General features: G+C 60.4%; 26 protein-coding genes and 8 pseudogenes. 18 read left to right on the plus strand and 16 right to left on the minus strand.

The genetic code is table 11. The features are described 5' to 3' along the window. The first annotated feature begins 81 nt into the window (after positions 1-81). Positions 82-2463 (plus strand): GH36-type glycosyl hydrolase domain-containing protein, encoded by a 2382-nt coding sequence (locus ARCT_RS24955; protein ID WP_240476174.1) that lies wholly within the window; start codon positions 82-84, stop codon positions 2461-2463. A gap of 79 nt (positions 2464-2542) precedes the next feature. After that, complete coding sequence (locus tag ARCT_RS0100285; protein WP_027238322.1) at positions 2543-3058, plus strand: hydrolase; 516 nt, start codon at positions 2543-2545, stop codon at positions 3056-3058. Here ARCT_RS0100285 and ARCT_RS28750 read toward each other — a convergent pair. From ARCT_RS28750 to ARCT_RS0100300, 5 genes and pseudogenes are all read right to left on the minus strand, one after another. After that, on the minus strand, positions 3022-3150 hold the full coding sequence (locus ARCT_RS28750) for a hypothetical protein (RefSeq protein ID WP_276202231.1): 129 nt from the start codon (positions 3148-3150) through the stop codon (positions 3022-3024). The genes ARCT_RS0100285 and ARCT_RS28750 overlap by 37 nt on opposite strands. A 27-nt stretch (positions 3151-3177) precedes the next feature. Next, positions 3178-3348: pseudogene (locus tag ARCT_RS28875) on the minus strand (YgiT-type zinc finger protein); the annotation flags it as partial. A 272-nt stretch (positions 3349-3620) separates the two neighbouring features. After that, positions 3621-4145: an Hsp20/alpha crystallin family protein gene (locus tag ARCT_RS0100290; protein WP_027238323.1), complete on the minus strand. Its 525-nt coding sequence runs from the start codon at positions 4143-4145 to the stop codon at positions 3621-3623. Beyond that, positions 4120-5082 carry a Crp/Fnr family transcriptional regulator gene (locus ARCT_RS0100295; RefSeq protein ID WP_027238324.1) on the minus strand — a complete coding sequence of 321 codons (963 nt, stop codon included), beginning with the start codon at positions 5080-5082 and terminating at the stop codon, positions 4120-4122. The genes ARCT_RS0100290 and ARCT_RS0100295 overlap by 26 nt, the downstream gene beginning before the upstream one ends. Before the next feature lie 2 nt (positions 5083-5084). Beyond that, positions 5085-5537, minus strand: a complete 453-nt coding sequence (locus tag ARCT_RS0100300) for a host attachment protein (RefSeq protein ID WP_027238325.1) — start codon at positions 5535-5537, stop codon at positions 5085-5087. 210 nt (positions 5538-5747) lie between these two features. On the opposite strand from ARCT_RS0100300, the gene ARCT_RS0100305 reads away from it, so the two are divergent. Further along, positions 5748-6521 carry a Crp/Fnr family transcriptional regulator gene (locus ARCT_RS0100305; RefSeq protein ID WP_036783761.1) on the plus strand — a complete coding sequence of 258 codons (774 nt, stop codon included), beginning with the start codon at positions 5748-5750 and terminating at the stop codon, positions 6519-6521. Positions 6522-6585: 64 nt separating this feature from the next. Here the strand turns inward: ARCT_RS0100305 and ARCT_RS0100310 are convergent, their stop codons facing one another. Continuing rightward, a complete protein-coding gene (locus ARCT_RS0100310) occupies positions 6586-7005 on the minus strand; it encodes a CBS domain-containing protein (RefSeq protein ID WP_027238327.1) in 420 nt (139 codons plus the stop codon). Between the two features lie 59 nt (positions 7006-7064). Beyond that, complete coding sequence (locus tag ARCT_RS28180) at positions 7065-7253, minus strand: hypothetical protein (RefSeq protein ID WP_161631272.1); 189 nt, start codon at positions 7251-7253, stop codon at positions 7065-7067. A 43-nt stretch (positions 7254-7296) separates the two neighbouring features. Here ARCT_RS28180 and ARCT_RS0100320 point away from each other — a divergent pair, with 43 nt between their 5' ends. From ARCT_RS0100320 to ARCT_RS28520, 3 genes and pseudogenes are all read left to right on the plus strand, one after another. After that, complete coding sequence (locus tag ARCT_RS0100320) at positions 7297-7719, plus strand: DUF2267 domain-containing protein (RefSeq protein ID WP_027238328.1); 423 nt, start codon at positions 7297-7299, stop codon at positions 7717-7719. 134 nt (positions 7720-7853) lie between these two features. Continuing rightward, complete coding sequence (gene ftsH / locus ARCT_RS24960; RefSeq protein ID WP_036783765.1) at positions 7854-9767, plus strand: ATP-dependent zinc metalloprotease FtsH; 1914 nt, start codon at positions 7854-7856, stop codon at positions 9765-9767. 441 nt (positions 9768-10208) lie between these two features. Then, a pseudogene (locus ARCT_RS28520) lies at positions 10209-10583 on the plus strand (hypothetical protein). Between the two features lie 189 nt (positions 10584-10772). Here the strand turns inward: ARCT_RS28520 and ARCT_RS24965 are convergent. The 3 genes and pseudogenes from ARCT_RS24965 to ARCT_RS24970 form a co-directional block, all read right to left on the minus strand. Beyond that, on the minus strand, positions 10773-11453 hold the full coding sequence (locus tag ARCT_RS24965) for a phosphoribosyltransferase (protein WP_036783770.1): 681 nt from the start codon (positions 11451-11453) through the stop codon (positions 10773-10775). 26 nt (positions 11454-11479) lie between these two features. Beyond that, positions 11480-12007, minus strand: a complete 528-nt coding sequence (locus ARCT_RS0100345) for a universal stress protein (RefSeq protein ID WP_027238331.1) — start codon at positions 12005-12007, stop codon at positions 11480-11482. Positions 12008-12188: 181 nt separating this feature from the next. After that, positions 12189-12854: pseudogene (locus ARCT_RS24970) on the minus strand (IS6 family transposase). Between the two features lie 220 nt (positions 12855-13074). Here ARCT_RS24970 and ARCT_RS24975 point away from each other — a divergent pair. The 3 genes from ARCT_RS24975 to ARCT_RS24980 are packed head-to-tail and all read left to right on the plus strand — an operon-like array spanning position 13075 to position 14360. Next, positions 13075-13536, plus strand: coding sequence for a helix-turn-helix domain-containing protein (locus ARCT_RS24975; RefSeq protein ID WP_036783773.1), 462 nt, complete (start codon positions 13075-13077; stop codon positions 13534-13536). After that, complete coding sequence (locus tag ARCT_RS0100360) at positions 13533-14138, plus strand: mobile mystery protein B (protein ID WP_027238332.1); 606 nt, start codon at positions 13533-13535, stop codon at positions 14136-14138. Before ARCT_RS24975 ends, ARCT_RS0100360 begins: the two co-directional genes overlap by 4 nt. 18 nt (positions 14139-14156) lie before the next feature. Further along, positions 14157-14360, plus strand: a complete 204-nt coding sequence (locus tag ARCT_RS24980; protein WP_036783775.1) for a hypothetical protein — start codon at positions 14157-14159, stop codon at positions 14358-14360. A 28-nt stretch (positions 14361-14388) separates the two neighbouring features. Here ARCT_RS24980 and ARCT_RS27740 read toward each other — a convergent pair whose 3' ends face one another. The 4 genes and pseudogenes from ARCT_RS27740 to ARCT_RS27315 form a co-directional block, all read right to left on the minus strand. Continuing rightward, positions 14389-14547 (minus strand): hypothetical protein, encoded by a 159-nt coding sequence (locus tag ARCT_RS27740; protein ID WP_205855505.1) that lies wholly within the window; start codon positions 14545-14547, stop codon positions 14389-14391. Next, positions 14529-14711: pseudogene (locus tag ARCT_RS27305) on the minus strand (single-stranded DNA-binding protein); the annotation flags it as partial. The gene ARCT_RS27740 and the pseudogene ARCT_RS27305, both read right to left, overlap by 19 nt. 514 nt (positions 14712-15225) lie before the next feature. Further along, positions 15226-15902 (minus strand): annotated as a pseudogene (locus tag ARCT_RS24985) (IS256 family transposase); the annotation flags it as partial. 70 nt (positions 15903-15972) lie between these two features. Next, positions 15973-16227, minus strand: a pseudogene (locus ARCT_RS27315) (ISKra4 family transposase); the annotation flags it as partial. Between the two features lie 59 nt (positions 16228-16286). On the opposite strand from ARCT_RS27315, the pseudogene ARCT_RS29000 reads away from it, so the two are divergent. Continuing rightward, positions 16287-16439: pseudogene (locus tag ARCT_RS29000) on the plus strand (transposase); the annotation flags it as partial. Between the two features lie 599 nt (positions 16440-17038). On the opposite strand, the gene ARCT_RS0100400 reads toward ARCT_RS29000, so the two are convergent. Next, positions 17039-17956: a LysR family transcriptional regulator gene (locus ARCT_RS0100400; RefSeq protein ID WP_027238337.1), complete on the minus strand. Its 918-nt coding sequence runs from the start codon at positions 17954-17956 to the stop codon at positions 17039-17041. A gap of 228 nt (positions 17957-18184) precedes the next feature. Here ARCT_RS0100400 and ARCT_RS0100405 point away from each other — a divergent pair, with 228 nt between their 5' ends. The 7 genes from ARCT_RS0100405 to ARCT_RS24990 all read left to right on the plus strand — a co-directional run bounded on the left by ARCT_RS0100405 (position 18185) and on the right by ARCT_RS24990 (position 25212). Further along, a complete protein-coding gene (locus tag ARCT_RS0100405; protein ID WP_027238338.1) occupies positions 18185-19279 on the plus strand; it encodes a hypothetical protein in 1095 nt (364 codons plus the stop codon). A gap of 228 nt (positions 19280-19507) precedes the next feature. Then, the gene (locus ARCT_RS0100410; protein ID WP_027238339.1) at positions 19508-20665 is read left to right on the plus strand and encodes an alpha/beta hydrolase family protein; all 1158 of its coding nucleotides are present in this window, start codon (positions 19508-19510) and stop codon (positions 20663-20665) included. A gap of 16 nt (positions 20666-20681) precedes the next feature. Next, the gene (locus ARCT_RS0100415; protein WP_027238340.1) at positions 20682-21644 is read left to right on the plus strand and encodes a VOC family protein; all 963 of its coding nucleotides are present in this window, start codon (positions 20682-20684) and stop codon (positions 21642-21644) included. A 27-nt stretch (positions 21645-21671) separates the two neighbouring features. Beyond that, positions 21672-22559: an FAD-dependent oxidoreductase gene (locus ARCT_RS0100420; protein WP_027238341.1), complete on the plus strand. Its 888-nt coding sequence runs from the start codon at positions 21672-21674 to the stop codon at positions 22557-22559. After that, positions 22549-22920 (plus strand): Rieske (2Fe-2S) protein, encoded by a 372-nt coding sequence (locus tag ARCT_RS0100425; RefSeq protein ID WP_036783777.1) that lies wholly within the window; start codon positions 22549-22551, stop codon positions 22918-22920. Before ARCT_RS0100420 ends, ARCT_RS0100425 begins: the two co-directional genes overlap by 11 nt. Next, a complete protein-coding gene (locus ARCT_RS0100430) occupies positions 22917-24038 on the plus strand; it encodes an FAD-dependent oxidoreductase (protein ID WP_027238343.1) in 1122 nt (373 codons plus the stop codon). The genes ARCT_RS0100425 and ARCT_RS0100430 overlap by 4 nt, the downstream gene beginning before the upstream one ends. A 28-nt stretch (positions 24039-24066) precedes the next feature. Beyond that, complete coding sequence (locus ARCT_RS24990; protein ID WP_036783780.1) at positions 24067-25212, plus strand: MFS transporter; 1146 nt, start codon at positions 24067-24069, stop codon at positions 25210-25212. 61 nt (positions 25213-25273) lie between these two features. On the opposite strand, the gene ARCT_RS0100440 is transcribed toward ARCT_RS24990, so the two are convergent. Then, complete coding sequence (locus tag ARCT_RS0100440) at positions 25274-25579, minus strand: fumarylacetoacetate hydrolase family protein (RefSeq protein ID WP_027238344.1); 306 nt, start codon at positions 25577-25579, stop codon at positions 25274-25276. Between the two features lie 52 nt (positions 25580-25631). Between ARCT_RS0100440 and ARCT_RS27325 the strand changes: the two are divergent. Continuing rightward, a pseudogene (locus tag ARCT_RS27325) lies at positions 25632-26252 on the plus strand (IS6 family transposase); the annotation flags it as partial.

The following is a 26252-nucleotide window of genomic DNA, read 5'->3' on the forward strand; positions in this document are numbered from 1 at the left end:
TGCGAGCCATTGGAACGGCCCCAGGACCTGGTTTGTGACAACGGCCTTGGGGGCTTTATCCCCGGGAGCGGGGATTATCTCATGCAGATCGACCCCGGCCAAACCACCCCGGTGCCGTGGTGCAATGTCATTGCCAACGACAGATTTGGCACCATCGTCACGGAATCCGGGCTGGGGTTCACCTGGAGCCTGAACAGCGGGGAATTCCGTCTGACGCCATGGTCAAACGATCCGGTCACGGACATGCAGGGCGAAGCGATCTATCTGCGAGACGAGGAAACCGCGCAGGTCTGGACGGTCACGCCATTGCCGAAGGGCGATCCGGCGCAATGCCGCATCACCCACCGGGCGGGCGAGACGGTTTGGCAGCGGTCATCGCAGGGACTTGCGCAGCGGCTTTCGATTTTGGTGCCGCAGGATGCACCGGTCAAGGTGATCAGCCTGGAGCTGACGAATACCACGACACGCCAGCGGCGCATAACCGCGACCAGTTATGCAGAGTGGCAACTTGGGGCGACGCCATCGACCGCCAAGCCGAATGTCAGGGCCGGCTATCACCAAGCAGCCCGGGCGCTGATCGCGCAAAGCGGCTGGTCACCGGCCTTTGCCGGTCAGATCGCGTTCCTGACCGCCAGTCGGCAGGCCCATGCGATGACCTGTGACCGTGCGGCTTTCCTTGGCCCCGGCGGCACTGCACTGCCCGAAGGTCTGCGGCGCTGGAGCCTCTGGGGACGAACAGATTCGGTGGAGGACGCCTGCGCGGCCTACCAGGTGCATCTCGATATCGCGCCGGGCGCGACGGAGCAGGTGGTTTTTGTGCTCGGGGCTGCCACCAGCCTGGCCGAGATAGAAACCCTCGCCGCGACTTACGCTTCACCGGAACGGGCAGCTGCGACCACGCGGGCTGTGGCGGATGTCTGGCAGCACCGTCTTGGCGCGATCCGGGTCGAGACACCGGATGAGGCCTTTGACCTGATGGTGAACCGCTGGCTGCCGTACCAGTCCTTTGCCTCCCGTATCCTCGCCCGTGCCGGGTTCCAGCAGGCCAGCGGCGGCATCGGGTTCCGCGATCAGCTGCAGGACATGATGGCGTTCCTGCTGTCCGAGCCGCAACGCGTGCGCGCCCATATCCTTGATTGCGCAGGCCATCAGTTTGAAGAGGGCGATGTGCTGCACTGGTGGCATCCACCAGAGGAGCGCGGTGTCAGGACCCGCTGTTCGGACGATATGCTCTGGCTGGTTTACGCCACCCACACCTATGTCCGCGCCACCGGCGACACATCCATCCTGCAGGAAGAGGTGCCTTTTCTTGCCGCCGCGCCATTGGCCGAAGACGAAGAGGACCGCTATGCCGCCTTCGAGATCGGACAATCCGCCACGCTGCTTGATCACTGCCTTCGCGCGATGCAGCGCGGCGCCACCAAGGGGGCGCACGGTCTGCCACTGATCGGCAGTGGCGACTGGAACGACGGCATGGACCGGGTTGGCAGCCGGGGACGCGGTGAAAGTGTCTGGCTGGCATGGTTTGCGGCATATTGCGGCGATGCCTGTGCCGATCTGGCCGATCTAGCTGACCGTGCGGATGAGCCAGGGTTCTGGCGCCAGCGTGCAGGGGAATTGCGGCAGGCTGCGGAAACCTGCGCCTGGGACGGCGACTGGTATCTACGCGCCTTTGACGATGACGGTGTGCCGTGGGGCTCGGCGCAGAATGACGAGTGTCAGATCGACAGCATCGCCCAGTCCTGGGCGGTTCTGGCGGGCGCTCCGAACCGGGCACGCGCCGAACAGGCGCTCCGGTCGGCAGCCGCCCAGCTGATCGATCCCGAACACCGGCTTGTGCGGCTTTTGACACCGGCCTTCGACAAGACGCCGCGCGATCCCGGTTACATCCGCGCCTACCCGCCGGGGGTCCGCGAGAACGGTGGCCAGTATACCCACGCGGCCACGTGGCTCGGGCTGGCCTTTGCGCGGCTTGGCGACGGCGATGAAGCCTACCGGATATTCGATCTGATCAACCCGGCGCGCCGCAGCGCGCGCCCCGCAGAGATGCGCGCCTACCGTGGTGAGCCCTACGTCATACCGGCAGATGTGGCTGGTGCTGCGCCGTTTGAAGGCCGGGCCGGATGGACCTGGTATACCGGTGCCGCAGCCTGGGCGTGGCGCCTGGCGGTCGAAGGGATCCTTGGGCTGGAACTGCGGGGCGGCGCCTTGCACATCGCCCCCTGCCTTCCGTCGCACTGGAGCGGTTACCGCGCGACGGTGCGGGGGCAGGCAGGGTCCATTGCAATCGAGGTGCAGCAGGTTGATCGCAGCGACGGCAGTGCCGCGAAAACACAGGACGGGATCGGCGAAGACGGCATGATCATTGAGTTTCCAACCGACGGATCGACCCGCCAGGTTCACGTGCAAGTCCGCCCTAGGCGCATCGCGCCTGGGCGACAGGCCAGCAGCGCGAGGGCATGAAGGTCCACTTGCACATCATCAATGCCGAACGTGCCGATTTGTCTATTCTGATGCAAAACATGATGGAGGAGAGAGGCCGATGCAGATCAACAAATTGCCGGGCTACGACATGTCGATCAACACCACAGGATGTTGCCCACAGTTCAATCCCGAGGGATGGGACGGGCGGGATCTGCATTTCCGCAACAAGCCCATGATACGGGCGGTGACGATGTCGGCCCTGCATATGCCGCTGAATATGGGCCGGGTGTTTTCCCGTGTGCAAGGCCACATCGAGGATGCCGCTGCGTTTGATCCGGGCGACTGCATCGTGTTGACCCGGGATACCTCGCCCTGGGCCAGCGAGCATTACTTTTCCGTCGGCAAGCCGGTTGAAAACGAGGAGATGACCACGCTTTCCGGGGACTTTGTCACCAAGGTCTTTGAGGGACCCTACCGCGAGGCCCGCAACTGGTATCGGGAGATGCAGGATCTGGTCCGCAAGCGCGGCGGCACGCCGGGCGATATCTATTTCTTCTACACCACCTGCCCACGCTGCGCAAAAGCCTATGGCAAGAACTACGTCGTCGGCGTGGCGGAAACACGTGCCACATAGACAGAGGCTGCCGGGAAGGTGATCACCGGCACCTCGATCTTGCGCTCGGTCATGCCGCCTCCGTTCAGAACGTCATGACCGATCTGCTTCAAGGTCTCTGCTGTCTCGTAGTCGATCAGGATTTCTGAACAGGTTGCACACCGCAGTGCGGGTATCCGCTCTATTACATATGGCTTTTCCCCGCTCCAGATTGACGTCGTGGTTTCGCATTCGACAAGGTCATACCCGTTGCAACGGGAGCAAGTTCTAATGGGGTGCTCGGGAACGTTTGTGACGTTGGCTACGGGCATGGGGCGGGCCTTTCTCTGCTTCGAATTGGCTACGGGGTGTGGGGGGCATAAAAGCCTGATGGTCCAGCCGTCTGAATGTCCCTGCGGCAATAATTCCCGGCCTGGCCAAGGCTGAATGCACAACCATGGCCTTTGACCATAACCACAAGGCGGCGATCAAAAAGAAACCCCGGCAGCGGCCAGTCGGGGGGACAGGTCTGGGACAGGGCTGCCGGGGCAAGGGTGCGCCTCCATGGGGTGGAGGCGCTGAGGATTTGGACTGCGCCACCGGCTCAGGCGGCGGATTTCACCTCCACCTTGCGCTCTTTCTGTTTCGCTTCCGGGGTCTTTGGTAACGTCACGGTCAACACGCCGTTGGCAAAATCTGCCGAAACCGCCTCGGCGTCGACGCCGGAGGGTATGGACAGGATGCGTTGGAATTCCCCGTAGCGGCGCTCACTGACGAGGTAGTCCTCCTTCTCCTCTTTCTTCTCCTCCGATTTTTCACCGCGAATGGTCATCGTGCCATCACTGAGCTTGATGTCGATGTTCTCGGCGGTCATTCCCGGCAATTCGGCTGTGACCCGGTATTCACCATCACATTCCACGAGCTCCGTCGCCGGCTGCAGCGCCCATTCTGCCCTTTCGGGGAACAATGAATGTACCTGACGCGACAGCGGTTGCGGCCAGAACCCTGTACCAAAATCATCGAACAACCGATCAATCTCGTTTCTGAGCGAAAGCATAGATGGCCACCCCTGGACGGTCGCTGCTGGCGTCTCTCTGCGAACTTCAATCTCGGACTTTTTCTTGGACATCCTCAGGTCTCCTCTCGTCAAGGCCGCGCTTCTGCACGGACATGGGTTGCATGACAGCGTTTAATCTATTTGCACCGTGCCCCAGTGCATTGACGGCGGTCATCCGGTGGCCGGATTTCAGCGACCTGAAGCAGGTTTCCATCCGCTTTGAGTGGTCACCCTCTGCCACGTGACGAGCGGGCAGTTCCACGCCAGCAATGGTCGCGAGCAAGTCGAGATCGTGAATCCGGAACCGGTAGGGTGTAAGGCAGGTGATCAGCTTTTTCCCTTCCAGATATCGCAACGTCCGGCTGATCGTCTCGACGGCGGTATTGGTCAGGTCCGCCCAGTCGCCCCGGTCGATTGCCATGCTCAGAACGAGGCCCCCGTCGGGGAGCGGCTCGGTCGGCATGAACTCGGCTGCCCTGATGAGGAAGCCAATGATCCGCTCGCGGCTGGTCAATGAACCATTGAGCCAAAGCGAGTCCAACAGCCGGTGGTGCTGATGGTCCATTTCTTGCAGCAGCGACTTTCGGAAAGACTGGTTGATTTCCAGTTGCCGCTTGATCGTTGCACTGTCGTAAGAGCAAATTTCAATGTCGGTGGCGGCCTCGAAATCATAGCCCTGCTCCTGACCGAGAAGCCCGCCAACGATGTCTCCGGGTATCACCAGGCCCAAAAGGATACGTTTCCCGCTCACCTTTATTACTGATCTTCGTGCATAACCACGTCGGACAACTCCGAGAAAGCCGCTACTCTTACCTTGTTCGCTAATTCGCTGCCCGCGGTCAAAACGGCGCAGAATTGGCGGATGAGTGCCAAAAACGGGTTCATCCTTGATGATGCGGCAGAGTTGAGAACCGCGTAACTTGCATGTGCGACACGCTTTGAAAGCTGCGTGGATATCGGTTCGGAGCCTAGGCAGACCCATTCCCAAATCACGTGCAGTCTGGATCATGTCTATGGCTCCTTTCTAATTGCCCGGCGTACGGCGTCGCGCAGATCCGCCTCGGGCAGGTTGATGAGATTGAGATCGCGTTCGAGGATCACGGCACTGTTCAGGGACGCGGGTACTTCGCGGCGCAAGACCCCCAGCATTTTTGGTGCGGCAAAAATCGCCAGCCGGGTCAGATGCCCCTTACGAAAGTAATTTTCCAGAAGGCTGAGGGTTACCTGTGCAAAATCCCGCATGTCGCGCAGGACCGGGTCAGATCCGGGTTCCATGGCAGAGCGCCGCCCGCCGGCGCTTGATGCAAAGCTGCGGCCCGCCTTGTCGGAGAGATAGTCGCGCAGATGCGTTGATTTTGCCTTGCTGACGAGTTCTATCGGCTCCTGCGAATAGCCGCCTTCGAGATCCCGCAGAATGCGAGCGTGGACGCCGTCACTCACCAAGGCCCAAGTCTTGTGACGCATTACACCCCCCACTATGAACACTTTGCGCATTTGGTATGGAAGCCGATCCGCACCGGAAGATCATTGATACCTATCAACGCCGCCCCCGGTTCAGTGATTTGCCGCTCGTGGTCGCAATGGCGGAAACATGGTATTGCCTAAATACTGGTGATCGACACGAAGGTGGTGCGACTCACTAATTTGGCCTGACAATCGGGGGGCGCGGGAGGTATGGCGAAAAAGACCCACAAAGGGGTGCGGCTGACGTTGTCTGGATCGACGGCGTTTTCGCAGCTTCGCCCCGAAACACGGGACACGCTGAACGCGATGTGCCATGTGAAACGCTACTGCGCTGGACAAACAGTCATTCATGCGCAGGAAAATTCAGATTTCATCGGCTGCGTTCTGTCTGGCATCTTGCGTATGCAAAAGACATTGGCCGATGGGCGAGCGCATATCGTCGGGCTTCTTGTCGAGGGGGACACATTCGGAAGGGTTTTCGACGGTGCGGCAGAGTTTAACATCGAGGCGGCGACAGACACGGAATTCTGCGCATTCTCCCGGACGGATTTCGAGGCCCTTATGACGCGATCGCCTGACTTAGAGCGCGCGGTCCTGCTGAACATCACCGATGAATTGGATCGGGCGCGGGAGTGGCTGATCATTCTGTCAAACCAGAAGATTGCCGACCGCATTGCCGGCTTCCTGCTGCTGTTGTGCTCGCGCTTTCGCGATATCGACCATATGCTGAAGCCAGGTCCAGAGGGCATCGAGGTCAAGATACCGATCAACCGGACCGATCTGGCCCACCTGTTGGGCACACGGCCGGAATCGATCTCTCGCTCGCTGCATTCGCTGAGCGATCAAGGTGTTATCGACATTCTCGAACCCGACCGCATTTTGATCCGGGACGCGAAAGCCTTGGCCTTAGCGGCCGACGTAGATGAATTCGAGACCATTGCCACCCTGCAGGATCTTTTGAAGAACCACCGTGTCGAACACTGAATGATGTCGAGAGGCCAGCCCGGATCGCGGATATCACGGAAATCGAGCACATAAACGCTGCGGATCAGGGATGATGATCCGCCACGGCACGCAAAAGCTCGCCGGACAATTCCCTGCCGACCGCGTGGGAAATGTCGCCGAGGCTCAGCATCCCCGCGAGCCGTTTGTTATTGTCGATAACCGGGAGACGGCGGATTTTCTTCTGGTCCATGAGATGGATAGCGTCTTCCACCGTCTCGGTTGTCTGGCAATAGACGATGCCCTTGGTCATGATCTCTTCGGCGGTTGTCTTGGCCGGATCGCGACCCTCCGCGACCACCCGAAGCGCGATATCACGGTCGGTGACCATACCGATCAACTTGTCATCCCTGCCGATCGGAATCGCACCTATATCGGTTTTCTGCATGAGCTTCGCCACCTCGCTGACGGGCATGTCGGCGCTGGCCCAATCGGCCTGTTGGTGCATTGCTGCGGCAATTTCCATTTGGGAGACTCCTTTCAGCTTTGTTTTGGCTACAGGATAGGGCCCATGGCGCGCCGGTTTCATTGACTGCCGTCAAGCGAATGGTGCAATTGTTTGATCGCACCGACCAGAGTGGTCTGGAAGAAGGCCGAGATGGCCGCGTCCGTCACCAGGTTATGCGTCGTAGTGGCATGCACCTTGGCAGCTCTGTCAGTGCGGGTTGGGAGGGTCGCGGCATTGACGGCCATCAATGCACGGCTCGGGATCACCGCCCAACATGGGGGTCAACGATATTCAAGCGACAGGTGTGTCATGACCACAACGGGTATTACCACGCTCGATCATGCCCCGCAGGTTTTTGCTGAATGGCTGAATGAACTCTGCGATGATCTCGGGTTTGCAAAGCCACGGGCATACATGCTCCTGCACGAGACGTTGCACGCCATTCGTGATTTTCTGACGGTGGATGAAGCTGCGGATCTGGCAGCGCAGCTACCGGTGCTGGTGCGGGGGGTGTATTTCGAAGGCTGGAATCCTTCAAAAACCCCGGCGAAGCGACGCAATAAAAGTGACTTGATTGAGCGCGTTGCATCGCGGTTTCAGAAGGTGCCTTTGGAGGATCCGGACAGGGCGGTGGTGGCGGTCATTGACCTTTTGCGCCGTCATGTATCCTGGGGCGAATTTGAACAGGTCAAGCATGCCATGCGCAAACCCGTTCAGGAACTTTGGGAATAGGTGCAGCCCGCTGCGCACCGACGGGTTGGGGATCGACTGTGCCTTCGCGGGGGTGACACGGGATCGAGCGTCTCGGGACCGGGTAAACAGGTCTTCATTGCCGTGACACCGCGCAAAGTCAGGAAGGAGAGCGAATGCCAAAGGATCCGCCGCGCAAACCGCCATATGACGATGCCCAGAATCGATGGATGATTTTCTCTCTCTGGGCGCTGCTTTTTGCGGCTTACACCTTTGCCTCCCTCACCAATGCTGATTCCAGGGTCCAGACCGTTTCCTACAGTGAAATCAAGCAGATGATTGACAACGGTGAAGTTGGCCGGGCGCTTCTGCAGGAGCACGCGATAACGGTCTCTGGTGAGGGTGACGCTGCCAGCGCAGTGCCGCAGTTTCGCGCGATCACACCGTCCCAGGGCGATCCCGAGCTTCTGCCGCTGCTGGAGGCGCATGGCGTCGAGATCACCGCCGAAGAGCCCCGCAGCGTGTCTATTCTCAGCTATCTGCTGCCGTGGATCCTGATCCTCGCGGTTTATTTCTGGTTCCAGCGGCGGATGCTGAGCCAGATGGGCGGCGGATTTGGTGCGGGCGGGCTTGGCCCGGGCGGGTTGGGGGGCCTGTTCAGCGGACGGTTTTCCCGGCCCAGCGAAACTGGAACCCGGACAACCTTTGCCGATGTGGCCGGTCAGGACCAGGCCAAGAAGGAGGTGGCCGAACTGGTCGAGTTCCTGCGCGAACCCGAACGGTTCCAACGCGTGGGCGCCGAAGTGCCGCACGGGGTGCTTTTGATGGGCGCCCCCGGCACCGGCAAGACGCTTCTGGCAAAGGCACTGGCGGGCGAGGCTGATGTGGCGTTCTTTTCGACATCGGGCTCCGAGTTCATCGAGGTATTTGTCGGGGTCGGTGCCGGCCGCGTGCGCAAGATGTTCGAGGCCGCGCGCAAGGCTGCCCCGGCGGTCATCTTCATCGACGAGTTGGACAGCATCGGCCGCACCCGGGGCACCGGGCTTGGCGGCGGCCACGATGAGCGCGAACAGACGCTGAACCAGATCCTGGCCGAACTTGACGGTTTCGAGGGCAAGGAGGCCGTTGTGGTCTTGGCCGCGACCAATCGGCCCGATGTGCTTGACCCGGCACTTCTGCGCCCCGGGCGCTTTGATCGGCATGTTGTGCTCAATCTGCCCGACCGGTTGGATCGGCGGGCAATCCTTGACATCCATGCCAGGGTGCTGCCGCTGGCCGATCCTGCGGATCTGGGTGCGATCGCGGATGGCACCCCCGGCTTTTCGGGCGCCGATCTGAAAAACCTGCTGAACGAGGCCGCGATCCAGGCCGCCCGCCGCAGCGCCACCTCTATCACCATGGCGGATCTTCAGGAGGCCCGCGACAAGGTGATGATGGGCACCGTGCGGACCTTGGCAATCCAGCCCGAGGAAAAACACCGCCTGGCCGTGCATGAGGCGGGGCATACAGCGGCGGCATTTTACACGCCGGGGGCCGATCCGCTCTACAAGGTGACGATCATCCCGCGCGGGCGCAGCCTGGGCGGGACGCATATGCTCGGGCGCGAAGAGCATCACACCCTGTCCGAGGATTACCTTCGCAGCCAGTTGACTATCCTGCTGGCCGGGCGCGCGGCCGAAAAGCACCTGCTCGGCGGCGTCAGCTCCGGCGCCGACGACGACATCAAACGCGCCACCGAGCTGGCCCGCTCGATGGTCGCCCGTTGGGGTATGAGCGACGACATAGGCCCGGTGGACCTGCGTCAGAGCGAGGATCATCCCTTCCTCGGCCAATCGATGGCCCAGCCGCGCGAACACGCCGACAAAACCGCCGCCCGGGTTGATGACGCGGTATCGACGCTTCTCAAACAGGCAGAGGCAGAGGCGACCGGCATCATCACCCGCCACGAAAAAGAGGTCCGTGCGCTGATCGAGGCGTTGGAGAGCAAGGAGGTGCTGGAGTTCAGGGAAATCGAGACCTGCCTGAAACCGGTCGTATCCGTGGTCAGGCCGCTGCCGCGCAAGAACGATGACAACCAAAGCGAGACGTGAACAGGGCACAGTGGCCCCATCCAACCCTGTCCAATGTTCCACCCCCTAGCCCCCACCTCCACCTCGATGGCAGAACGCACGGACCTGTCAACATCCTGAAACCGCCATCGACGCCAGCACTCGGCGTATCGGTTCCGGTGTCACCATATTGGCTTGCGCTACCTCTGTTTCGAGGTCGAGCTCCCGATAGAACGCATCGGTTTGAGAGCTGGTACGGTGAGCCAGCATCTTTACTTTGCACCGCAGGCGGCGCATGAACGCCATCCTGCCTTCAGCACTTCGTCAAAAGCGAGATCGTGCCGGGCATGAATGCTGTGCTTTTCACCCGGCAACCCCGGCGGCCACCCGATGACCGAGGCGTGCGAGCCATTGAAGCGGCCTCAGGACCTGGTTTGTGACAACGGCCTTGGGGGCTTTATCCCCGGAAGCGGGGATTATCTCATGCAGATCGACCCCGGCCAAACCACCCCGGTGCCGTGGTGCAATGTCATTGCCAACGACAGATTTGGCACCATCGTCACGGAATCCGGGCTGGGGTTCACCTGAAGCCTCAACAGCGGGGAATTCCGTCTGACGCCTTGGTCAAACGATCCGGTCACGGACATGCAGGGCGAAGCGATCTATCTGCGAGACGAGGAAACCGCGTAGGTCTGGACGGTCACGCCATTGCCGAAGGGCGATCCGGCGCAATGCCGCATCACCCACCGGGCGGGCGAGACGGTTTGGCAGCGGTCATCGCAGGGACTTGCGCAGCGGCTTTTGGTTTTGGTGCCACAGGATGCACCGGTCAAGGTGATGCGGCATTGCGCCGGATAGTGTGAAGATCGACGAGGTCGGCAACCTCGATCACCAATTTGCGGGCCGGCCCGGCAAACAGCCGGGTATAGATAGTGGGTGCTGTGCCGGGAAATCGCGCGTCAACCACCACCCCGCGGATCGCCGTGATGACCCCCCGCCCAGCGGTTTTTTGAGACCTGGAGTTTCTCTCAAACGCGCCCGTACCCGTCATGACATCACGTCACCATGGGACCTGCCGCTGTCAGTCAGCCGATGGGCATGGCGTTCGATGATTTTGGCCACGGTTGCATCCGAAACCTGTCCGAAATCGCGGTAATGCATCCCAACCGCACGGAATTCAGCCGGGCATTCGAGGCAGATTACCTCGTCGCAGTCATCCTCAAGCGCTGCAATCGTTGCCGCCGACCCAACGGGAATGGCCGCGATAACCTGTGCCGGATCTGCATCGCGGACCAATTGCAGTGCCGCGCGCATTGTGGCCCCCGTCGCTATGCCGTCATCAACGACCACTACGATCTTTCCCGCAAGTGATACGTGCGGACGCCCATTCAGGTAGATTTTGCGGCGCCGGTGGATTTCCGGCAATTCGCGCTCGGCAAGCCGGGCGATGTCAGCATGGTCAAGCCCGGCCATGCGCGCCACTTCCGCGTTGACCGTGATTTTTGGGGTCTTGCCATCGGTCACCGTCGCAACCGCGAGTTCGGGCTGTCCGGGAACGCCGACCTTGCGGACAAACACAACGTCGAGCGGGACGCCGAGCGCGTCTGCGATCACGTCGGCAACGGGCAACCCGCCGCGCGGCAGCGCCAGAAGGACTGTGTTCTCAGGATCAAGCTGCCCAAGTCGTTTCAGCAGTTTCAGACCCGCGTCACGTCTGTCCGTAAACATGCGGATTATTGCCTCCGGTGCTTGGTTCAGGGAACGATGACCACCTTGCAGGTGGCGTGGTGCAGTACCTTTTGCGATACGCTTCCAAGCAGCACTTCCCGCACGCGGCCGAACCCCCGGCGCCCCATCACGAGGATATCTGCCGTTTCGGTTTCGGCCACATCCAGGATTTCATCTGCGATATCGCCGGCGCAGATCCGCTTTGTCACATCGCGCGCACCAGCCTGCTCGGCCCGTTTTTTGGCAGACTCGGCAATATGTTCGCCAAGCGCCATAATCATTCGGGCGGCGCCGACCTCGTCTTCAGCGCTCGGGAACAGACCGTCCAGGGTGGCCGGATCGGCCGTCTCGCCGGTGCCACCGCCTTTCCTGGCCGGTTTAACGAGGCCCTCGACTTCTGCCATCTTCGCAAATTCCTCGGTGGGCCGCCCATGCATCAGCACATGTACAACGCACAGCGCTTGACCAAGCTCCTTTGACAATGTTGCGGCGAAGTCGACCGCGCGGTGTCCCGTGTCCGAGCCGTCCGTAGCTACGACGATTGTGTCTGCCATTGCACTTTTCTCCCTCTTCAACGCAAAATTTCCACCAATCATCGCGTGTTGTCCGACCCATGGCATTGCGCGGCGTCAATGCGGCACAGATCGGCCTTAGACGGCTGCCTGCGCTGCCGGGGCGATTATCACGGCTTTGTCAGGTTATTCTGTCAGGCCAAGACCAAGAACCGCGCCCCGTTCAAGCAGCCATTTCAGCCGCATAGTTGTTCCACAGGCTGAACGCGTCAGCCCGAGATTGGCGGTATGGTGCTGCGGAAAGGCGGTGGTGTTTTGGTCGGAAGATGGTCGCGGTCTGATCGTGGACGGATAGAAAACGTTGCGCCTGGCCTGGGGATTTGAAACGACCCATGCCTTGCCCGGCAGTGCATTGCGAAGCAATGTCACGAGAGGGGCACGATGACGCGTGGCACCCCCCATCGCTTCATCAACTTCATCAGGAAACGCTTGGCGGCATGGGCATTTCTGCGGCTTTGCATCAGGATCTCCAGTACGTCTCCGTTTGTGTCCATAGCCCGCCAGAGCCAATGTTTTCGCCCTCGAATTGAAATCACGACCCTCGCGCGGTTGTGCTGCGCAAACCGCTGCTGGGCAGCGCTTCATCCAGGTGCCATTTGTCGGCGGGAACCGGGCGATCGCGACGGATCTTGGCCGCGATCTGCGCTCCGAACCGCTGGCACCACACCCGGATGCTTTCATACGAGACAATTACGCCCCGTTCGGCCAATGGATCCTCGACATCGCGCAGGCTCAGGCCAAACCGATGGTACGCCCAGATGGCATAAGAGATGAAGGACCGAGGGAACCGGAAGCCCTTCAGGCGAGGCTGTGAAACTTGGCTAATCATGAGAGATGGCTATGCGTGCAGCTCAGGTGCGTCAACAACATGACAAAGCCCAATGGATCGACCGTTACGCCACACCACAGCATGGCATATGCAGTGTTTCTGCTAAGCTTTGATTATGCGATCCAAGATTTTTTGCAAATCTGTGATGTTGCGATATTTGATTACTTGCCATATACTGATATGGCATATTGTATAAAAACGCAAACTCTCAGGTTGGCACATGTCCGTCTCCCGCGCGAAGCAACGTCAGGCCCAAGACCGCGTCAACCAGGCTGCAAGCCTGGTGAAGTCGCTTGCAAAGCCGTTCGGCGGCTGGATCGCCACGTTTCAGGAGGCGATCGGGATGAACGCGCCTGCTCTTGCCGAGCGTCTCGATGTGTCGCGCAACACGATTTACGCATCGATCAAGAATGAGCAGGCGGGAACGATCTCGCTGAACCAGCTCGAGAAGATTGCCGAGGCCATGGGCGGACGCGTCGTCTATGCCATCGTCCCACGCGAGGGCCCGGTCGAAGAGATCGTCCTAGCCCAAGCGCGCGCGAAGGCACGCCGCATCATCCAGCGCACGCGCGCGCATATGGCCCTCGAAGAGCAGAGCGACGGCCTGCGCAGCGAGGCCGAGATGGTCGAGGAGCTTGCAGCCGACATTATCCGCGAAGGTCGTAGGGACTTCTGGCAATGACGTTGGAGCTTCATGAACCCACCGCGGCAACACCCTTGACACCGGACGAGTTACTTGGCCTCAAGGCCAAGCACATCGCAACCCGCGGAGAGTTGAACGAACTCGAAGGCGAGAACATCATCGCCGGTCTGACCTGGCTCGACCGACGGCCCAAGTCGTTCGACCTGCTGACCGATGCAGCCGTCCTCGAGATCCACAAACGCCTCTTCGGCGAGGTCTGGGATTGGGCGGGCGTCTACCGCCTGACAGAGAAGAACACCGGTGTGCCGGTTTGGCACATTTCGACCGAACTGCGCACCTGCCTTGATGACGCCCGGTACTGGCGCGACCACAAGAGCTTCGACCCACTGGAAGCCACGGCACGCCTGCATCACCGCCTGGTCTGGATCCATCCCTTCGCCAACGGTAACGGACGTTGGGCGCGGATCATGGCAGACGCCTACCTGGCGAAGATCGCCCCGGACATCTTCCTCGACTGGTCAGGCGACAACACTCTGAACGCTGACAGTGCACATCGCGCGGCTTATATCGCGGCCTTACGGGCGGCCGATCAGCACGACTTTGCCCCGCTGGTGGCGCTCGTCAGATCGATCACCCGATAACACGACAAAGGTAGCCATATGAAGATTTCTGAGTACCAACGTGGCTATCAAGACGCCGCGCGTGAGATGATCACTTGGCTCCATGAGGAAGCTGCCCGGATGAACGACCCTCACGCTCGCCGTCTGTTGAATGGTGCAGCCTTTGCACTTGGGGTTCGGATCAACAAGGAAGAGAACAAGCGTGCCGTCGAAATTCGCGGCAAACACAACTCGAACCAGTAGAATTGCCGGCATTCATTGGACAGAGCCTTTATCCGAACCTACACCCGGCCTCGGTGAAGGTGTAATCGTTCACGATGATCCCCTCCTCGATGGCCTCGTCGGAGGTGAGGTGGTCGTATTCGGCCCCAAGCTGGCGATAGAGCCAGCGGGCCATATCACGCAGCGCCTCCCCATGCTGTCGATCCACTTGGTGTAGTGGATGCGGCCGTGGACGAGAACCTTCATGCCCTTTTCGCAGTGCGCGGCGACAGTCTTGCCGAGACCGTTGAAGCAGGTGATGCGGTGCCATTCGGTGTCCATGACCCGGTAGCCGTTCTCGTCGCGCATCACACGACCTTCCGAGAGGCGGGGGGGGGGGGCGAGGGGGCCCGAACGAGATTAGGGGATTGCCAGTCGAAGGGATGGCCCAGGAGACAGAGAGATGCGCGGGGAGCCCATGCGAGTCCATGTCCCCTTGCAGATCGGGACTGCTTTACCCCAAGGCCAGTACACCGCTAGTGGCCGAAGTGGCTATTACCAGCATTCGCCCCCCTGCCCTTGCCTGCCGGGAAATGCCGGGCCCTGCTACGATGGGATATAGATACTGGGAAATCCAGGACACGGACCGCACCAACGGCTGATTTCGATCTCGAGGCACTGACGCTCAGCGAGCTGAAGAATATGCAGAAGGACGTCGCCGAGGCGGTCTCCACGTTCGAGGATCGTCAGAAGGCGGAAGCCCGTACCAAGGCGGACGCTTTCGCCCGAGACCTCATCATGCTGCTTGCCAGACCGCAGGTCGGTGAAAGGCATCAATCGCCCGTTCCAAACGCCCTGCTGCGGGCGGTGTGACCGCGTCATGCGGAGACTGTGCGGAATTTTGTGCTCTGGCCCCTTCATTGGCCTGGAACCACAAGCCCGGAACGTCCCGTGTGCCGTCCGGCAGGATCGCCAGGGCCACGAAGACCGCCTTGTTCGAGACCGCACCATCGCTGCGGATGTTGACCCGGATCGCATCCATGAACACCACCTGATAGCAGGGCTCAAGCGGGCGGTTCTGCCAGGCCGTCACCTCCTGCATCACGGTGGCGGTAATGGCCGAGATCAGGCTGGGGGACGCTTCAAGGCCGTAGATCTCCTCGATGTGGCCTGGATCTCCCGGGGCGTCATGCCGCGGGCGTACATGCTGATGATCCTGGTGTCGAACTCCGGAAAGCGGCGCTGATACTTGGCGATCAGAACCGGGTCAAACGTCCCGTTCCGGTCGCGCGGAATGTCCAGAACCACCTTGCCGGTGTCCGTGGCCACAGTCTTCCGGCTGCTGCCCCTCTCGTGCATGTAAACATACACTGCCGGGCAGTGATTGCGTCGATTGGCGGGCTGGTTCTGGCCTTCCGGCGGCTCCTGCGCCCGCTCTTCGCTCAGATGTTCGTCCAACTCGGTGCTCAGCGCACGTTCCGCAAGCGCCTTGGTCAGTTCGGAAAGAATGCCCTCATTGCCGAAAAGGTCGCCGGGCGAACGCCCTTCCATCAGCCGGTCCAGCAGGTCTTGGTCTATGCTCATACGTGGGTCTCCTCAAAATTGAGCTACCACGCCAGAGCACAAAATTCAGGATAGTCCCGTCATGCGGCGTAATACGGCCTCGATCATCATGGATCGAGCGTTGTTTGGCACAGCCATCGCATTTCCGGCGAGCCTCTATTGCTTCACCGACCTGACCTTGCACAATCGCTTCCTGCAAGAGCCTCAACACGGTCTTTGCGTCGTGGAGGAGAAGGCCCAAATTCTCGGAACCGGACTCGTCCGCCGCACGGCGAAGTCGACCGATATTGCGCCTCTTGGTTTCTCCATCGTCAAACGTTGTCTCGACAAAAATGCTTACAACCATGGAGGGTCCGGCTTTGTTCCGAAACCTTACCCTACCACGTCGACCACCAGGTTTTGCCCACTCCCAAAGAGCACTGGGCCAAGCTGATCGAGGCCTTCCAGCCACGCCATCCCAAGCTCGCCGAGCTGATGCTTTGCGCTGAAGACGACGTGCTGGCCTACAAGACTTTTCCGCAGGCTCACTGGCGGCAAATCCACTCTACCAACCCGCTCACCGCCGATCCGCCATCACCATCCGATACCACAGACTGGAAGCTTTCGACGCCTGGAACCTCGCCGCAGGTCTCGCCTGATTGGCCAAAAGGTTCGGCTATTTTAACCTCAAACTGTTAACGTGACATCACCGCAACGGCGGCTTCCATCATGTTCGTTTGATCACTCAGATCCGCAGCCACGGTGCTGCCGTCTTGCAGGGTCAAGGGTACATTCATCGGCGGGCCCCTTAAGCTCCGTGCCAGCATCCAGGGAGCAGACGTTGCTGTCACCGTTTGCAGAATGAGGGTGATACCGCCACCGAAGGCAGACTTCACAACGAGTGGATTGTCTGGGTCGAAGAGCGGGCTCTTGCGTTCGATCCGTTCCAGCCGAGTGCTGAGTGACGGCGGCGTATGGAGCGCAAAAAGGATTGCCACAAATCCGACCCCCCGCCAGATACCACGCACCATAACCGCCAAAAAGCTCTTACAGCAGGAACAGCAAAAGCGCGCTTGTGACCGGGCCGAGAAAATTGCCCAGACCGCCGACAAGGACCATGAACAGCAACAAGACTGGCCAGTTGACGCCAAAGGCAAATCGCGGCTGACAAGCAAGAGCTACTCCGGCTGGTCCTGTTCAACCTGGCCCGCCGCCGTGGCGTGCAATTGCCGGCGCAACCACTCCAGTGCCGTGTCGTGACTGCGCATTGCGTGCCATTGGACATGCTGCTCAAGTGGCGGCAGGTTGATAGGTGGCTTGACCAGCGCCAGTCCGCCAGCCTGGGCTACTTTTCTGGCAAGCCGCTGTTGCAGGATTGCTACCCGATCCGTTCCACGCACCAGATCAGGCAGCGACATGAAGGAAAAGGTGCTGACAGCGATCTTAAGCTTGATGCCCAGTGCTTCGAGTTCGCGGTCGACAAAGCTTTGCCCCGGCGAAGGCGGCCGCATCAGAACGTGATCCATTGCCAGAAATCTGTCCTCGTCCATATCCCGCGCCGCAGGATTGTCCGCATCCATCACACAGACAAAAGGATCACGTAGCAGGAATTCGGATGGGTGATCAGCAGAACAAAGGTGGGCAGGCGCAATCAGAAAATCGGCATCACCCCGTTCAAGCTGAAGCTTGGGCAGCAAGACCTGTGGTTTGAAATCCAACCGGATATGTGGTGCCGCCTGTGCAAGGCTGCGTGTAAAGGCAGGCATCAGCGTGTGCAGGGAGTAATCCGACACCATCATCGCAAACCCCCTGGTCGACGTGGCCGGAACAAAATCGGGCGCAGTCACCGCCGCGTCGATGCGCACCAATATGTCACGCACCGGATCCACCAGTGTTTCGGCGCGCGGCGTCAATTCCATGCGCCGCCCGATCTGAACCAGCAAGGGATCGTCGAAATACTGCCGCAGCCGGTTCAGCGCATTTGACATCGCTGATTGGGTGATCGACAGCTCCTCCGCTGCGCGGCTGACACTTTTTAATTGGACCAGCTTGTCGAAGGCCGCCAGCAGATTGAGGTCGAGATTGCGAAACCGCATAGGGCTGATCCAGTTATTTTGTGAATACTTATCATAGATTATTTCAATTTTTTGAATATCTGGCAAGCCAGTAGTCTCTCTCAATGCATCGCATCTGAACCAACTGCTTCACAGCACATGTCGGGCGCATGTGGTGCCCGAGACGTTGGGAGAACACCCGCGACCCGATCCGGGGAAGCGGAGCGGCGCCACTGTGCCGTTGCAAAAATCTAATAGGTGGAGGGAAATATGAAGATATCGAAAACAAGGCATCTGGGGGTGCTGGCCTGTTGTCTGGGTGCAGGGGCCGCATTGGCCCAGGACGGCCCGCCACCGGGCATGCCACAGCTGCCGCCCGGCGTGATGGCGCAGATCAATCTTGGCAAGGCCGGTCTGCTAGGCTCGTTCTATTCGAATGAACAATGGGGCACCACGCAGGGCCGCATCGGCCAGTCACGCTTTACCATTGGCACGGCGACGGCCCCCTTTGCCAGCACCACCGGCTATAAAGACGGCTCTACCGATTTGGTGCTGCCGCTCTCGGCGCTCAAGGCCTTGCCAGATGGGAAATCCTATCTGCGGTTTGGCGTGATGTACGTCAAGCCGAATGGCGCGAACAACCAGGTCGAGGTGGATGGCAACAACCCCAGCGTCAGCGTGCAATACATGACCTTTCCAAACCCGAACACAATGCTGAGTTTTGGTGTCTTTGCCGAACATACGGATGTGCGCGATGTCGTCTCTGGCGCTATGGCCCCGCGCGACGGCTATGGCATTCGCGCTGACCTGTTGCACAAGTTTAACGACAGCTGGGGCATCTCGGTGCGGGGCGAATACTCCTGGGGTGAAACCGATCTTCAGATCCCCGCCATCGGGTATCAGCATGTGCAGGGTGATGACCGGTTTTACACGCAGGTCGAATTGATCGGATCTTATGACAGCAGCAGCTTTTCGGCGGTGCCACAGGGCTGGTCGCTGCACCCGACCTTTGGCATCAATTTCCAGCGCAACTTTTTGGAAGCCACGGCCGACAGTTTTGGCGCGGTGTCTTCTGGACTGGTGGGCGACACGGAAGATTACGGCATGGTCTGGGCCAGCCTCGGGCTGGAGCAAATGGTGGCACCGGGGCAGTGGGGGTTCAATGCCTCGCTCGGGGTCGAGCATGAATATGTTAACGATCTCGACGCATTTGTTGATGAAAGCACCTATATCGTGGGCTCTGTTGGTGCCTCGATGAGAACACGATCGGGTCAGCAAGTGGTCGTGGGCTATACGCGCCACCAGGGCGTGAATGGCAACCGCTGGAACCAGACTCTGCTGGCTTCGCTGAATTTTTCATTCTGAACGATCAACCCCTGCGGGACTTTGTGAAAGGTCCGGCAGGGGACGGCCGCAACGTGTCAGCGGAAAACTTTGTAAATTCAACAAACCATCTGGACAACGGGTGGCCGCGGTTACCCGCCCTCAAACTCATTGATCTTGTGAATACTTAGAACAAAAAACTTCAATTTTTTAAATGCCTACAAAGCAGATAATCTGTTCAAGCGTCGCCATATAGGGAGGTTTTGCCGCGTGTTTCGCTATTTTCCAACGAATTATGTCTGGGACCTGTCGGTCAACCTGTCGATCGAAATGGGTGCACGCATGGGCGAAATCGCCGCAATGTGCGAACCGCTGGCCGAGGCCGCCAAGGCCCCCGATGCGGCTGGGACAGCCGCGTTCCGCGAGAGCTGGGTCAAGATGGCCGACACGCTGACCGAGCTGGCCACAGAGGACGAGGCGCGCGGGCGCACGATTTCGGCGGGGGTGAAACACCTGCGTGCGGCCAATTACATGCTGACTGCCGAGCGGCTTCAGGGCCACGGGTCCGACGGGCGGCTGGCGCTGTACCGGCGTATGTTGGCGGCGTTCTATCGCGGCCTGTCGATGACCCACACGGGCGCGCAGCGGGTCGTGATTCCTTACGAGGGTCAGCAGCTTTCGGCGATCTGGATTCCGGCTGAAGGGGTCACGGGGCCGCAGCCGGTTCTGGTGCAGGTCAACGGGCTGGATAGCGTCAAGGAAATGAAATACCTCGTCGGGCCGCCGAACTGGTTGGCCACGCGCGGGGTGGCCTCGCTGATCGTCGATCAGCCCGGCACCGGCGAGGCGCTGAGGCTGCATGATATCAAGGCGCGCTTTGACAGCGAGCACTGGGCCAGCAAGGTCGTCGACTGGCTGGAGGCCCGTCCCGACGTGAACCCCAAGCGTATTGGTATGGAGGGCGTCAGCCTTGGCGGCTACTTCTGCCCCCGCGCGGTGGCGTTTGAGCCGCGCTTTGCCTGTGGCGTCGCCTGGGGCGGCAACCACGATTGGCGCGATGTGCAAAAACGCCGGCTGGAGCGCGAGGGCGATTTCCCCGTTCCGCATTACTGGGATCATGTCTGCTGGGTCTGGGGCGCACGCGATGTCGATCATTTCATGGAGAGCGCCGAGAACGTCCACCTCGACGGAGTACTCGATCGCATCCAGGTCCCGTTCCTTGTGACCCACGGTGCCAAGGACAGCCAGATCCCACTGAAATGGGCCGAACGCACCTATGAACAACTGATCAACAGCCCGCGCCGCGAGCTGAAAATCTTCGACGACCGCACCGGCGGTGCGCAGCACGCCAGCTGCGACAATGCTGCCAATGCAGGCGCCTACATCATGGATTGGGTTGCCGAAGTGCTCGGCGGCCACACCGCATAAAGGGAGGGAGACCCCAATGAATATCATCGGACCCGACGCGCTGGTTTTTGGCGTCGACGACATTGCCGCCTGTACCGAGTTTTTGACTGAATTCGGGCTCAAGCCGATTGACGTGACCGACAAGGGCGGATTCTTTGAGGCGCTCGATGGCACCGGCATTGAAATCCGGCATCGTGACGACCCTTCGCTGCCCACGCCGCTGCCGACCCCCACGATGCTGCGCCAGCAGATTTATGGCGTGCAAAGCACGGCAGATCTCGACGCCATCGAGGCAGAGCTCAGCAAGGACCGCCGTGTCACGCGGCTGGCTGATGGATCGTTGGAAACCACGGATGTCTTCGACTTTGCGCTAAAGTTTCAAGTCACCAAACGGCGCGAACTGGTGATGGAGGCGGAAAAGATCAACGCCCCCGGCGCCCCGGCGCAGCGCGCCCCGAACGAGCTGGGGATTTACCCCGGTATGCCTGCCGCACCGCGCAGCCTCAGCCACACCGTGTTGTTCGTGCCCGATCAGCAGAAAGGGGCCGAATGGTATGTCGAGCGGCTTGGCTTTGTGATCACCGATATACTGGTGCCCGCCGGTCCGTTCCTGCGGCCCAAGGCAAATGACGACCACCACACGCTGTTTTTCATCCAGACCCCTGAATACATGAAAGGGATCGAACACCTTGCTTTCCACATGGGCGGCCCAACCGAGCTGATGGTGGCGGGCAGCCGTCTGGCCCGCAAGGGGTTCCAAAGCTTCTGGGGGCCGGGGCGGCACAAGTTCGGTTCCAACTGGTTCTGGTACTTCAACAGCCCGCTTGGCACCCATTTCGAATATGACGCCGACATGGACAAGCACGACGACAGCTGGGTTGCGCGGCAAGCACCGATGAGTCCCCAGGGCACCCAGATGTTCCTGTTTGAATGGCGCCAGCGCTGGTCGCCCGGCCCCGGTCCCGAGGGCATCACCGAGGGTGAGGACACGCCGGAATAAGCGCCGCAACAAAGGGGAGGAGAAACCTTGGAAAAGTCTTGGAGAAAAGGCCGCCGGGTTGCCATCGTTGGTGGCGGGCCGGGCGGCATTTCAGCGGCGATTGCGTTTCGCACGGCGGGCTATGACGTGAAGGTGTTTGAACGTTCGGCGAAGCCGCGCCCCTTGGGCGGTGCGGTGATGATCTCGACGCCTGTGATGGAGATTCTACGCTCCTACGACATTGATATCGTGAACAACTTCGCCAGTCAGACGGTCACCAATTTCGCCAATCACAAGGGCAAGCCGCGGGTTTCTTTGCCCTTCGTCAAGGAGCTGGAACTGGCCTCAGGGATTCCCGGCTGGCACTACGGCATCCTGCGCTCGACCACCTGTGACAAGATGATGGAAGTGCTGAATGCCAAGGCCCCCGATACAATCGTGGGGAACCACGCCCTTGAGTCCTATGAGGAAACCGAAACCGGTGTGACGCTGCATTTCACCGATGCCAAAAACGTCGAGGCTGACCTGCTGGTCGGTGCCGATGGCATCCGCTCGGCAGTATCGAAACAGGCCTTTGGCGAACCGGACCTGCTCCATGTCGGGCTGCGGGTCTGGCTGGCCTGGTGCGAAGATGTGCCGGGTGTCGACCGCGACAATGGCTGGATTCACCATTCGCGCAATGTGCAGGCCAGCTATTTCCCGATGAAACACGAGGGCAAGCCGGGCTTTGAATGGTGGATCGTCGAACGCTCGGGCCCCAATGCCACGCAGCCGACTGACGTCGAGGCGCATATGCGCAACCTGCCGCGTCCATTGTCGACGCTGCGCGATTTTGCCTTTGACCACACCGGTATTTTGCAAAAATTCGTCGAGAAAGACTATCGCGCCACGGTGAGCCGCATTTTGCGGGCACTGCCGGAACTGCATGTCGGTTGAGGTAACATTGCCGCTGCTGTGCGGCGCCAAGGACGTAGCCGAGGGGCAGACCCTTGGCTGCACCGTGCCCGGCCAACGGCGCAAGGTGATTGTGATGCGCCATCGCGGTGCGCTGCATGGCTGGCTGGACGCCTGCCCGCATTATGCGGGCGGCACGCCAATGGCCTGGAAGAATAACGAATATCTGAACGGTGCGGGCACACATCTGACCTGCCATGCCCATGGTGCGCTGTTCGATCCAGAAACCGGGGAATGTGTGGCGGGGGCCTGTCTGGGCAAGCGCCTGACAAGGGTTGAGTTGCGCCTTGATGCCGACGGAACGGTCCGTCTGGCCAAGGCGCTGGAGGGAGGAAAATCATGACTTCAGAAGTAAAAAAGGTGCTGGTGATCGGCGGCGGGTTTTCGGGAATGGTCGCTGCGATCTGCCTGCAACAGCGCGGCGTTGCGGTTGATCTGGTCGAAATCGACAAGGACTGGCGCACCTATGGTGCCGGGATCAGCCTGCACGGCGCGACCTACCGGCTGCTTGGCCAGTTGGGGCTGATGGAGGCCTACCACAAGATCGGCGGCACCTGTGACGGTGTACACATGCGCGGCCCGCAGGATCAGATACTGGCACAAATCCCCACACCTCCGCTGGGCCCCAACTTGCCCGGCAACGGCGCTGTAATGCGCCCGGCGCTCGCCAAAATTCTTGCCGAAAAGGTCCGCGCCGAAGGGGTGGAAGTGCGGTTGGGCGTAACCTTCGCCAATATTGACCAGCACAGCGGTGATGTGGAATTTACCGATGGCACCGCCGACACCTATGATCTGATCGTGGGAGCCGATGGCTTTGCCTCGGCGGTGCGCGCCGCGCTCTACGCCGATGCCCCCGCACCGCAATATGTCGGACAGGCCGTCTGGCGCGCGCTCGTGCCGCGCCCTGCCGAAATCCCGACGCTGACCATGTGGATGGGGCCAAAGCTGAAGGCGGGGATCAACCATGTGTCCGATAGCCAGAGCTATCTGTTCCTGACCGAGGACAAGCCGGTCAACGAATGGGTGTCAGACGAGGCGCTTTTGCCGGAGATCAAGGCGCTGCTCGCTAAATTCCCCTCGCCGGTGCTGACCCGCCTGGCCGAGGGGCTGAGCGAGGACAGCAAGATCAACTATCGCCCGCTTGAGAACATGATGCTGCCGCGGCCCTGGTCGCGCGGGCGTGTTGTGCTGATCGGCGATGCTGTCCACGCCACCACGCCGCATATGGCCGCGGGCGCCCTGCTGGGCATGGAGGACGGGCTGGTCCTGGCCGAAGCGGTGGCAAGCAATGACGCCCGTGACGCCGCGTTGGCCGCCTTTGAAGAGCGCCGATACGAGCGCTGCCGCATGGTGGTCGAAAACTCTGCCCGACTGGCCGAGATCGAAGTCACCGGCGGCGATCACGCAGAACATGTCCAGCTCATGGGAAAAACGCAGGGGGCGCTCGCACAGCCGATCTGAAGCAACGGAATTTTGGGAGGAAAGACCGATGACGACAACGGAAAAATGGCCTGGGCGCGTCGCGCTCATGGTTGGACATTGCGCGGGAATGGTGGACCTGGTGGCCCTGCCTGTCTGGGTGGGCGCACTGATTTCTTTCTACGGGTTTGACCCGCAACAGGCGGGCGGGTTGGTCAGCCTGTTCCTGATCGGAGCGGTGGCAGCGAGCCTGTATTTCGCGCCCCGTTTCAACCGGCTCAACCGCCGACTGGTCGCCGCTTTGGGCTTTGGCGGTGCGGCCTTGGCCTTTGGTATGGCCTCTCTGCAAACGGGTTTTGCGGCGATGGCAATCTGCCATGCAGCGGCCGGGTTGGCCGTCGGTTCGGCCCTTTCGGTCACGCACGGCACCATCGGTCGCGCCGCCAATCCGCACCGGATGTTTGCAATGGTCGGTCTGGCGCTAGGCATCTTTGCCATCGGTTTCATGGGGGCAACGCCGAACCTTGTTGCAGCCCTGGGCGGTGCCGTGCTGTTCAAGGTCTTCGCAGGGGTGATGGCTGTCGCTGCCATTGTCAGCGCCCTGCTGTTTCCGCTGCCGGATCACGAACAGGGAACGGAGTTCGACATCGCCCATCCCAGGCTGAGCGGCGCTGTCTGGGCCGGCATGATCGGCGTCGGGTTGATGGGGGTGAACCAAGCCATGGTGTTCAGTTTCTTTGAACGCATCGGCGCGGATCGCGGCTATGGGGTTGAAACCATCGCGATCATTCTCGTTGCGGTTGGTTTTGTCAACTTGATCGCGCCACCTCTGGCGGTCTTTCTCGAACGCCGGATCGGGGCACAACGAGTGGTCATGACCGGACCAGCGGTGCAAGCGGTGCTGGCGCTGGTCATCACCACGGTTGTCGCCTTTCCGGCCTATGCAGGCGCGGGGTCTGTCTTTGTGTTCGTGATGATCTTCACCCACACTTTCGCTTTTGGGCTGCTATCGCGGCTTGATCCCAGCGGGCGGGCCCTGGCGGCAACGCCGGCCATGCTGATGATTGGTGCGGCCGTTGGCCCGATCCTTGGCGGTACGCTGGTGAAGTTCTCTGGCTATCCCGCCATCGGTGTCGCGGTGGTGATCTGCGCAAGCCTCGCAATCGTATCGTTTAGCCGGGCGCGGCTTCAGCCAGTGGATGCCGTAACACCTTGACCAAACAGCAGATCACAGCGCGCGCCCGAAGCTTTTCGCCTCGGGCGCGCGGGCGTTTGATCTAGCCGTCTTGCCGCACGACCTTGTTGCGCAGCACGCCAAGCGCGTCGATCTCCAGTTCAAAAACATCACCATCCGCGAAGAATTCGAAGCGTTCCAGCCCGCAGCCATTGCCGACGGTGTCAGAACCAAAGACCTCGCCCGCATAAAGCGTCTCGTCGCGGGACACGAAGGTGATCATGTCTGGAAAGCTGTGCAGTGCGTCCGAGAAATCCGCCTCAACAAAGACCTGGCCGTTGATCTTCGCCCGCCCCGTCAGCGCCTTGACGTCGGGAATTTCGTCGCGGGTCACGATCCACGGCCCCATTGGGCTTTGTCATGTTGTTGACGCACCTGAGCTGCACGCATAGCCATCTCTCATGATTAGCCAAGTTTCACAGCCTCGCCTGAAGGGCTTCCGGTTCCCTCGGTCCATCATCTCTTATGCCATCTGGGCGTACCATCGGTTTGGCCTGAGCCTGCGCGATGTCGAGGATCCATTGGCCGAACGGGGCGTAATTGTCTCGTATGAAAGCATCCGGGTGTGGTGCCAGCGGTTCGGAGCGCAGATCGCGGCCAAGATCCGTCGCGATCGCCCGGTTCCCGCCGGCAAATGGCACCTGGATGAAGCGCTGCCCAGCAGCGGTTTGCGCAGCACAACCGCGCGAGGGTCGTGATTTCAATTCGAGGGCGAAAACATTGGCTCTGGCGGGCTATCGACACAAACGGAGACGTACTGGAGATCCTGATGCAAAGCCGCAGGAATGCCCATGCCGCCAAGCGTTTCCTGATGAAGTTGATGAAGCGATGGGGGGTGCCACGCGTCATCGTGCCCCTCTCGTGACATTGCTTCGCAATGCACTGCCGGGCAGTGGACAAACTGCGCAGCAATGGCGTGGCCATCCGTGACCTTTGCCCAAGTGTCGATCATCGCTCCCACAAAGGGTTTGAACAACCGATCAGAGGCGTCGCATCGACACACACGACGAAGAGAAAAAATC

Origin of the sequence: Pseudophaeobacter arcticus DSM 23566, assembly GCF_000473205.1 — a bacterium.
Lineage (GTDB): Bacteria > Pseudomonadota > Alphaproteobacteria > Rhodobacterales > Rhodobacteraceae > Pseudophaeobacter > Pseudophaeobacter arcticus.

What these genes read in the sequence shown, in the direction of transcription:
- ARCT_RS0100300 (WP_027238325.1), bottom strand. Translation starts at nt 5,537, where the DNA reads ATGCGTCACAAGACTTGGGCCTTGGTGAGTGACGGCGTCCACGCTCGC.
- ARCT_RS24955 (WP_240476174.1), top strand. Translation starts at nt 82, where the DNA reads ATGCAGATCGACCCCGGCCAAACCACCCCGGTGCCGTGGTGCAATGTC.
- ARCT_RS0100310 (WP_027238327.1), bottom strand. Translation starts at nt 7,005, where the DNA reads ATGGAAATTGCCGCAGCAATGCACCAACAGGCCGATTGGGCCAGCGCC.
- ftsH (WP_036783765.1), top strand. Translation starts at nt 7,854, where the DNA reads ATGCCAAAGGATCCGCCGCGCAAACCGCCATATGACGATGCCCAGAAT.
- ARCT_RS0100440 (WP_027238344.1), bottom strand. Translation starts at nt 25,579, where the DNA reads ATGGGGCCGTGGATCGTGACCCGCGACGAAATTCCCGACGTCAAGGCG.
- ARCT_RS24965 (WP_036783770.1), bottom strand. Translation starts at nt 11,453, where the DNA reads ATGTTTACGGACAGACGTGACGCGGGTCTGAAACTGCTGAAACGACTT.
- ARCT_RS0100290 (WP_027238323.1), bottom strand. Translation starts at nt 4,145, where the DNA reads ATGTCCAAGAAAAAGTCCGAGATTGAAGTTCGCAGAGAGACGCCAGCA.
- ARCT_RS0100305 (WP_036783761.1), top strand. Translation starts at nt 5,748, where the DNA reads ATGGCGAAAAAGACCCACAAAGGGGTGCGGCTGACGTTGTCTGGATCG.
- ARCT_RS0100295 (WP_027238324.1), bottom strand. Translation starts at nt 5,082, where the DNA reads ATGATCCAGACTGCACGTGATTTGGGAATGGGTCTGCCTAGGCTCCGA.
- ARCT_RS0100415 (WP_027238340.1), top strand. Translation starts at nt 20,682, where the DNA reads ATGAATATCATCGGACCCGACGCGCTGGTTTTTGGCGTCGACGACATT.
- ARCT_RS0100345 (WP_027238331.1), bottom strand. Translation starts at nt 12,007, where the DNA reads ATGGCAGACACAATCGTCGTAGCTACGGACGGCTCGGACACGGGACAC.
- ARCT_RS0100430 (WP_027238343.1), top strand. Translation starts at nt 22,917, where the DNA reads ATGACTTCAGAAGTAAAAAAGGTGCTGGTGATCGGCGGCGGGTTTTCG.
- ARCT_RS0100425 (WP_036783777.1), top strand. Translation starts at nt 22,549, where the DNA reads ATGTCGGTTGAGGTAACATTGCCGCTGCTGTGCGGCGCCAAGGACGTA.
- ARCT_RS0100285 (WP_027238322.1), top strand. Translation starts at nt 2,543, where the DNA reads ATGCAGATCAACAAATTGCCGGGCTACGACATGTCGATCAACACCACA.
- ARCT_RS24990 (WP_036783780.1), top strand. Translation starts at nt 24,067, where the DNA reads ATGACGACAACGGAAAAATGGCCTGGGCGCGTCGCGCTCATGGTTGGA.
- ARCT_RS0100320 (WP_027238328.1), top strand. Translation starts at nt 7,297, where the DNA reads ATGACCACAACGGGTATTACCACGCTCGATCATGCCCCGCAGGTTTTT.
- ARCT_RS24975 (WP_036783773.1), top strand. Translation starts at nt 13,075, where the DNA reads ATGTCCGTCTCCCGCGCGAAGCAACGTCAGGCCCAAGACCGCGTCAAC.
- ARCT_RS0100360 (WP_027238332.1), top strand. Translation starts at nt 13,533, where the DNA reads ATGACGTTGGAGCTTCATGAACCCACCGCGGCAACACCCTTGACACCG.
- ARCT_RS24980 (WP_036783775.1), top strand. Translation starts at nt 14,157, where the DNA reads ATGAAGATTTCTGAGTACCAACGTGGCTATCAAGACGCCGCGCGTGAG.
- ARCT_RS0100400 (WP_027238337.1), bottom strand. Translation starts at nt 17,956, where the DNA reads ATGCGGTTTCGCAATCTCGACCTCAATCTGCTGGCGGCCTTCGACAAG.
- ARCT_RS0100405 (WP_027238338.1), top strand. Translation starts at nt 18,185, where the DNA reads ATGAAGATATCGAAAACAAGGCATCTGGGGGTGCTGGCCTGTTGTCTG.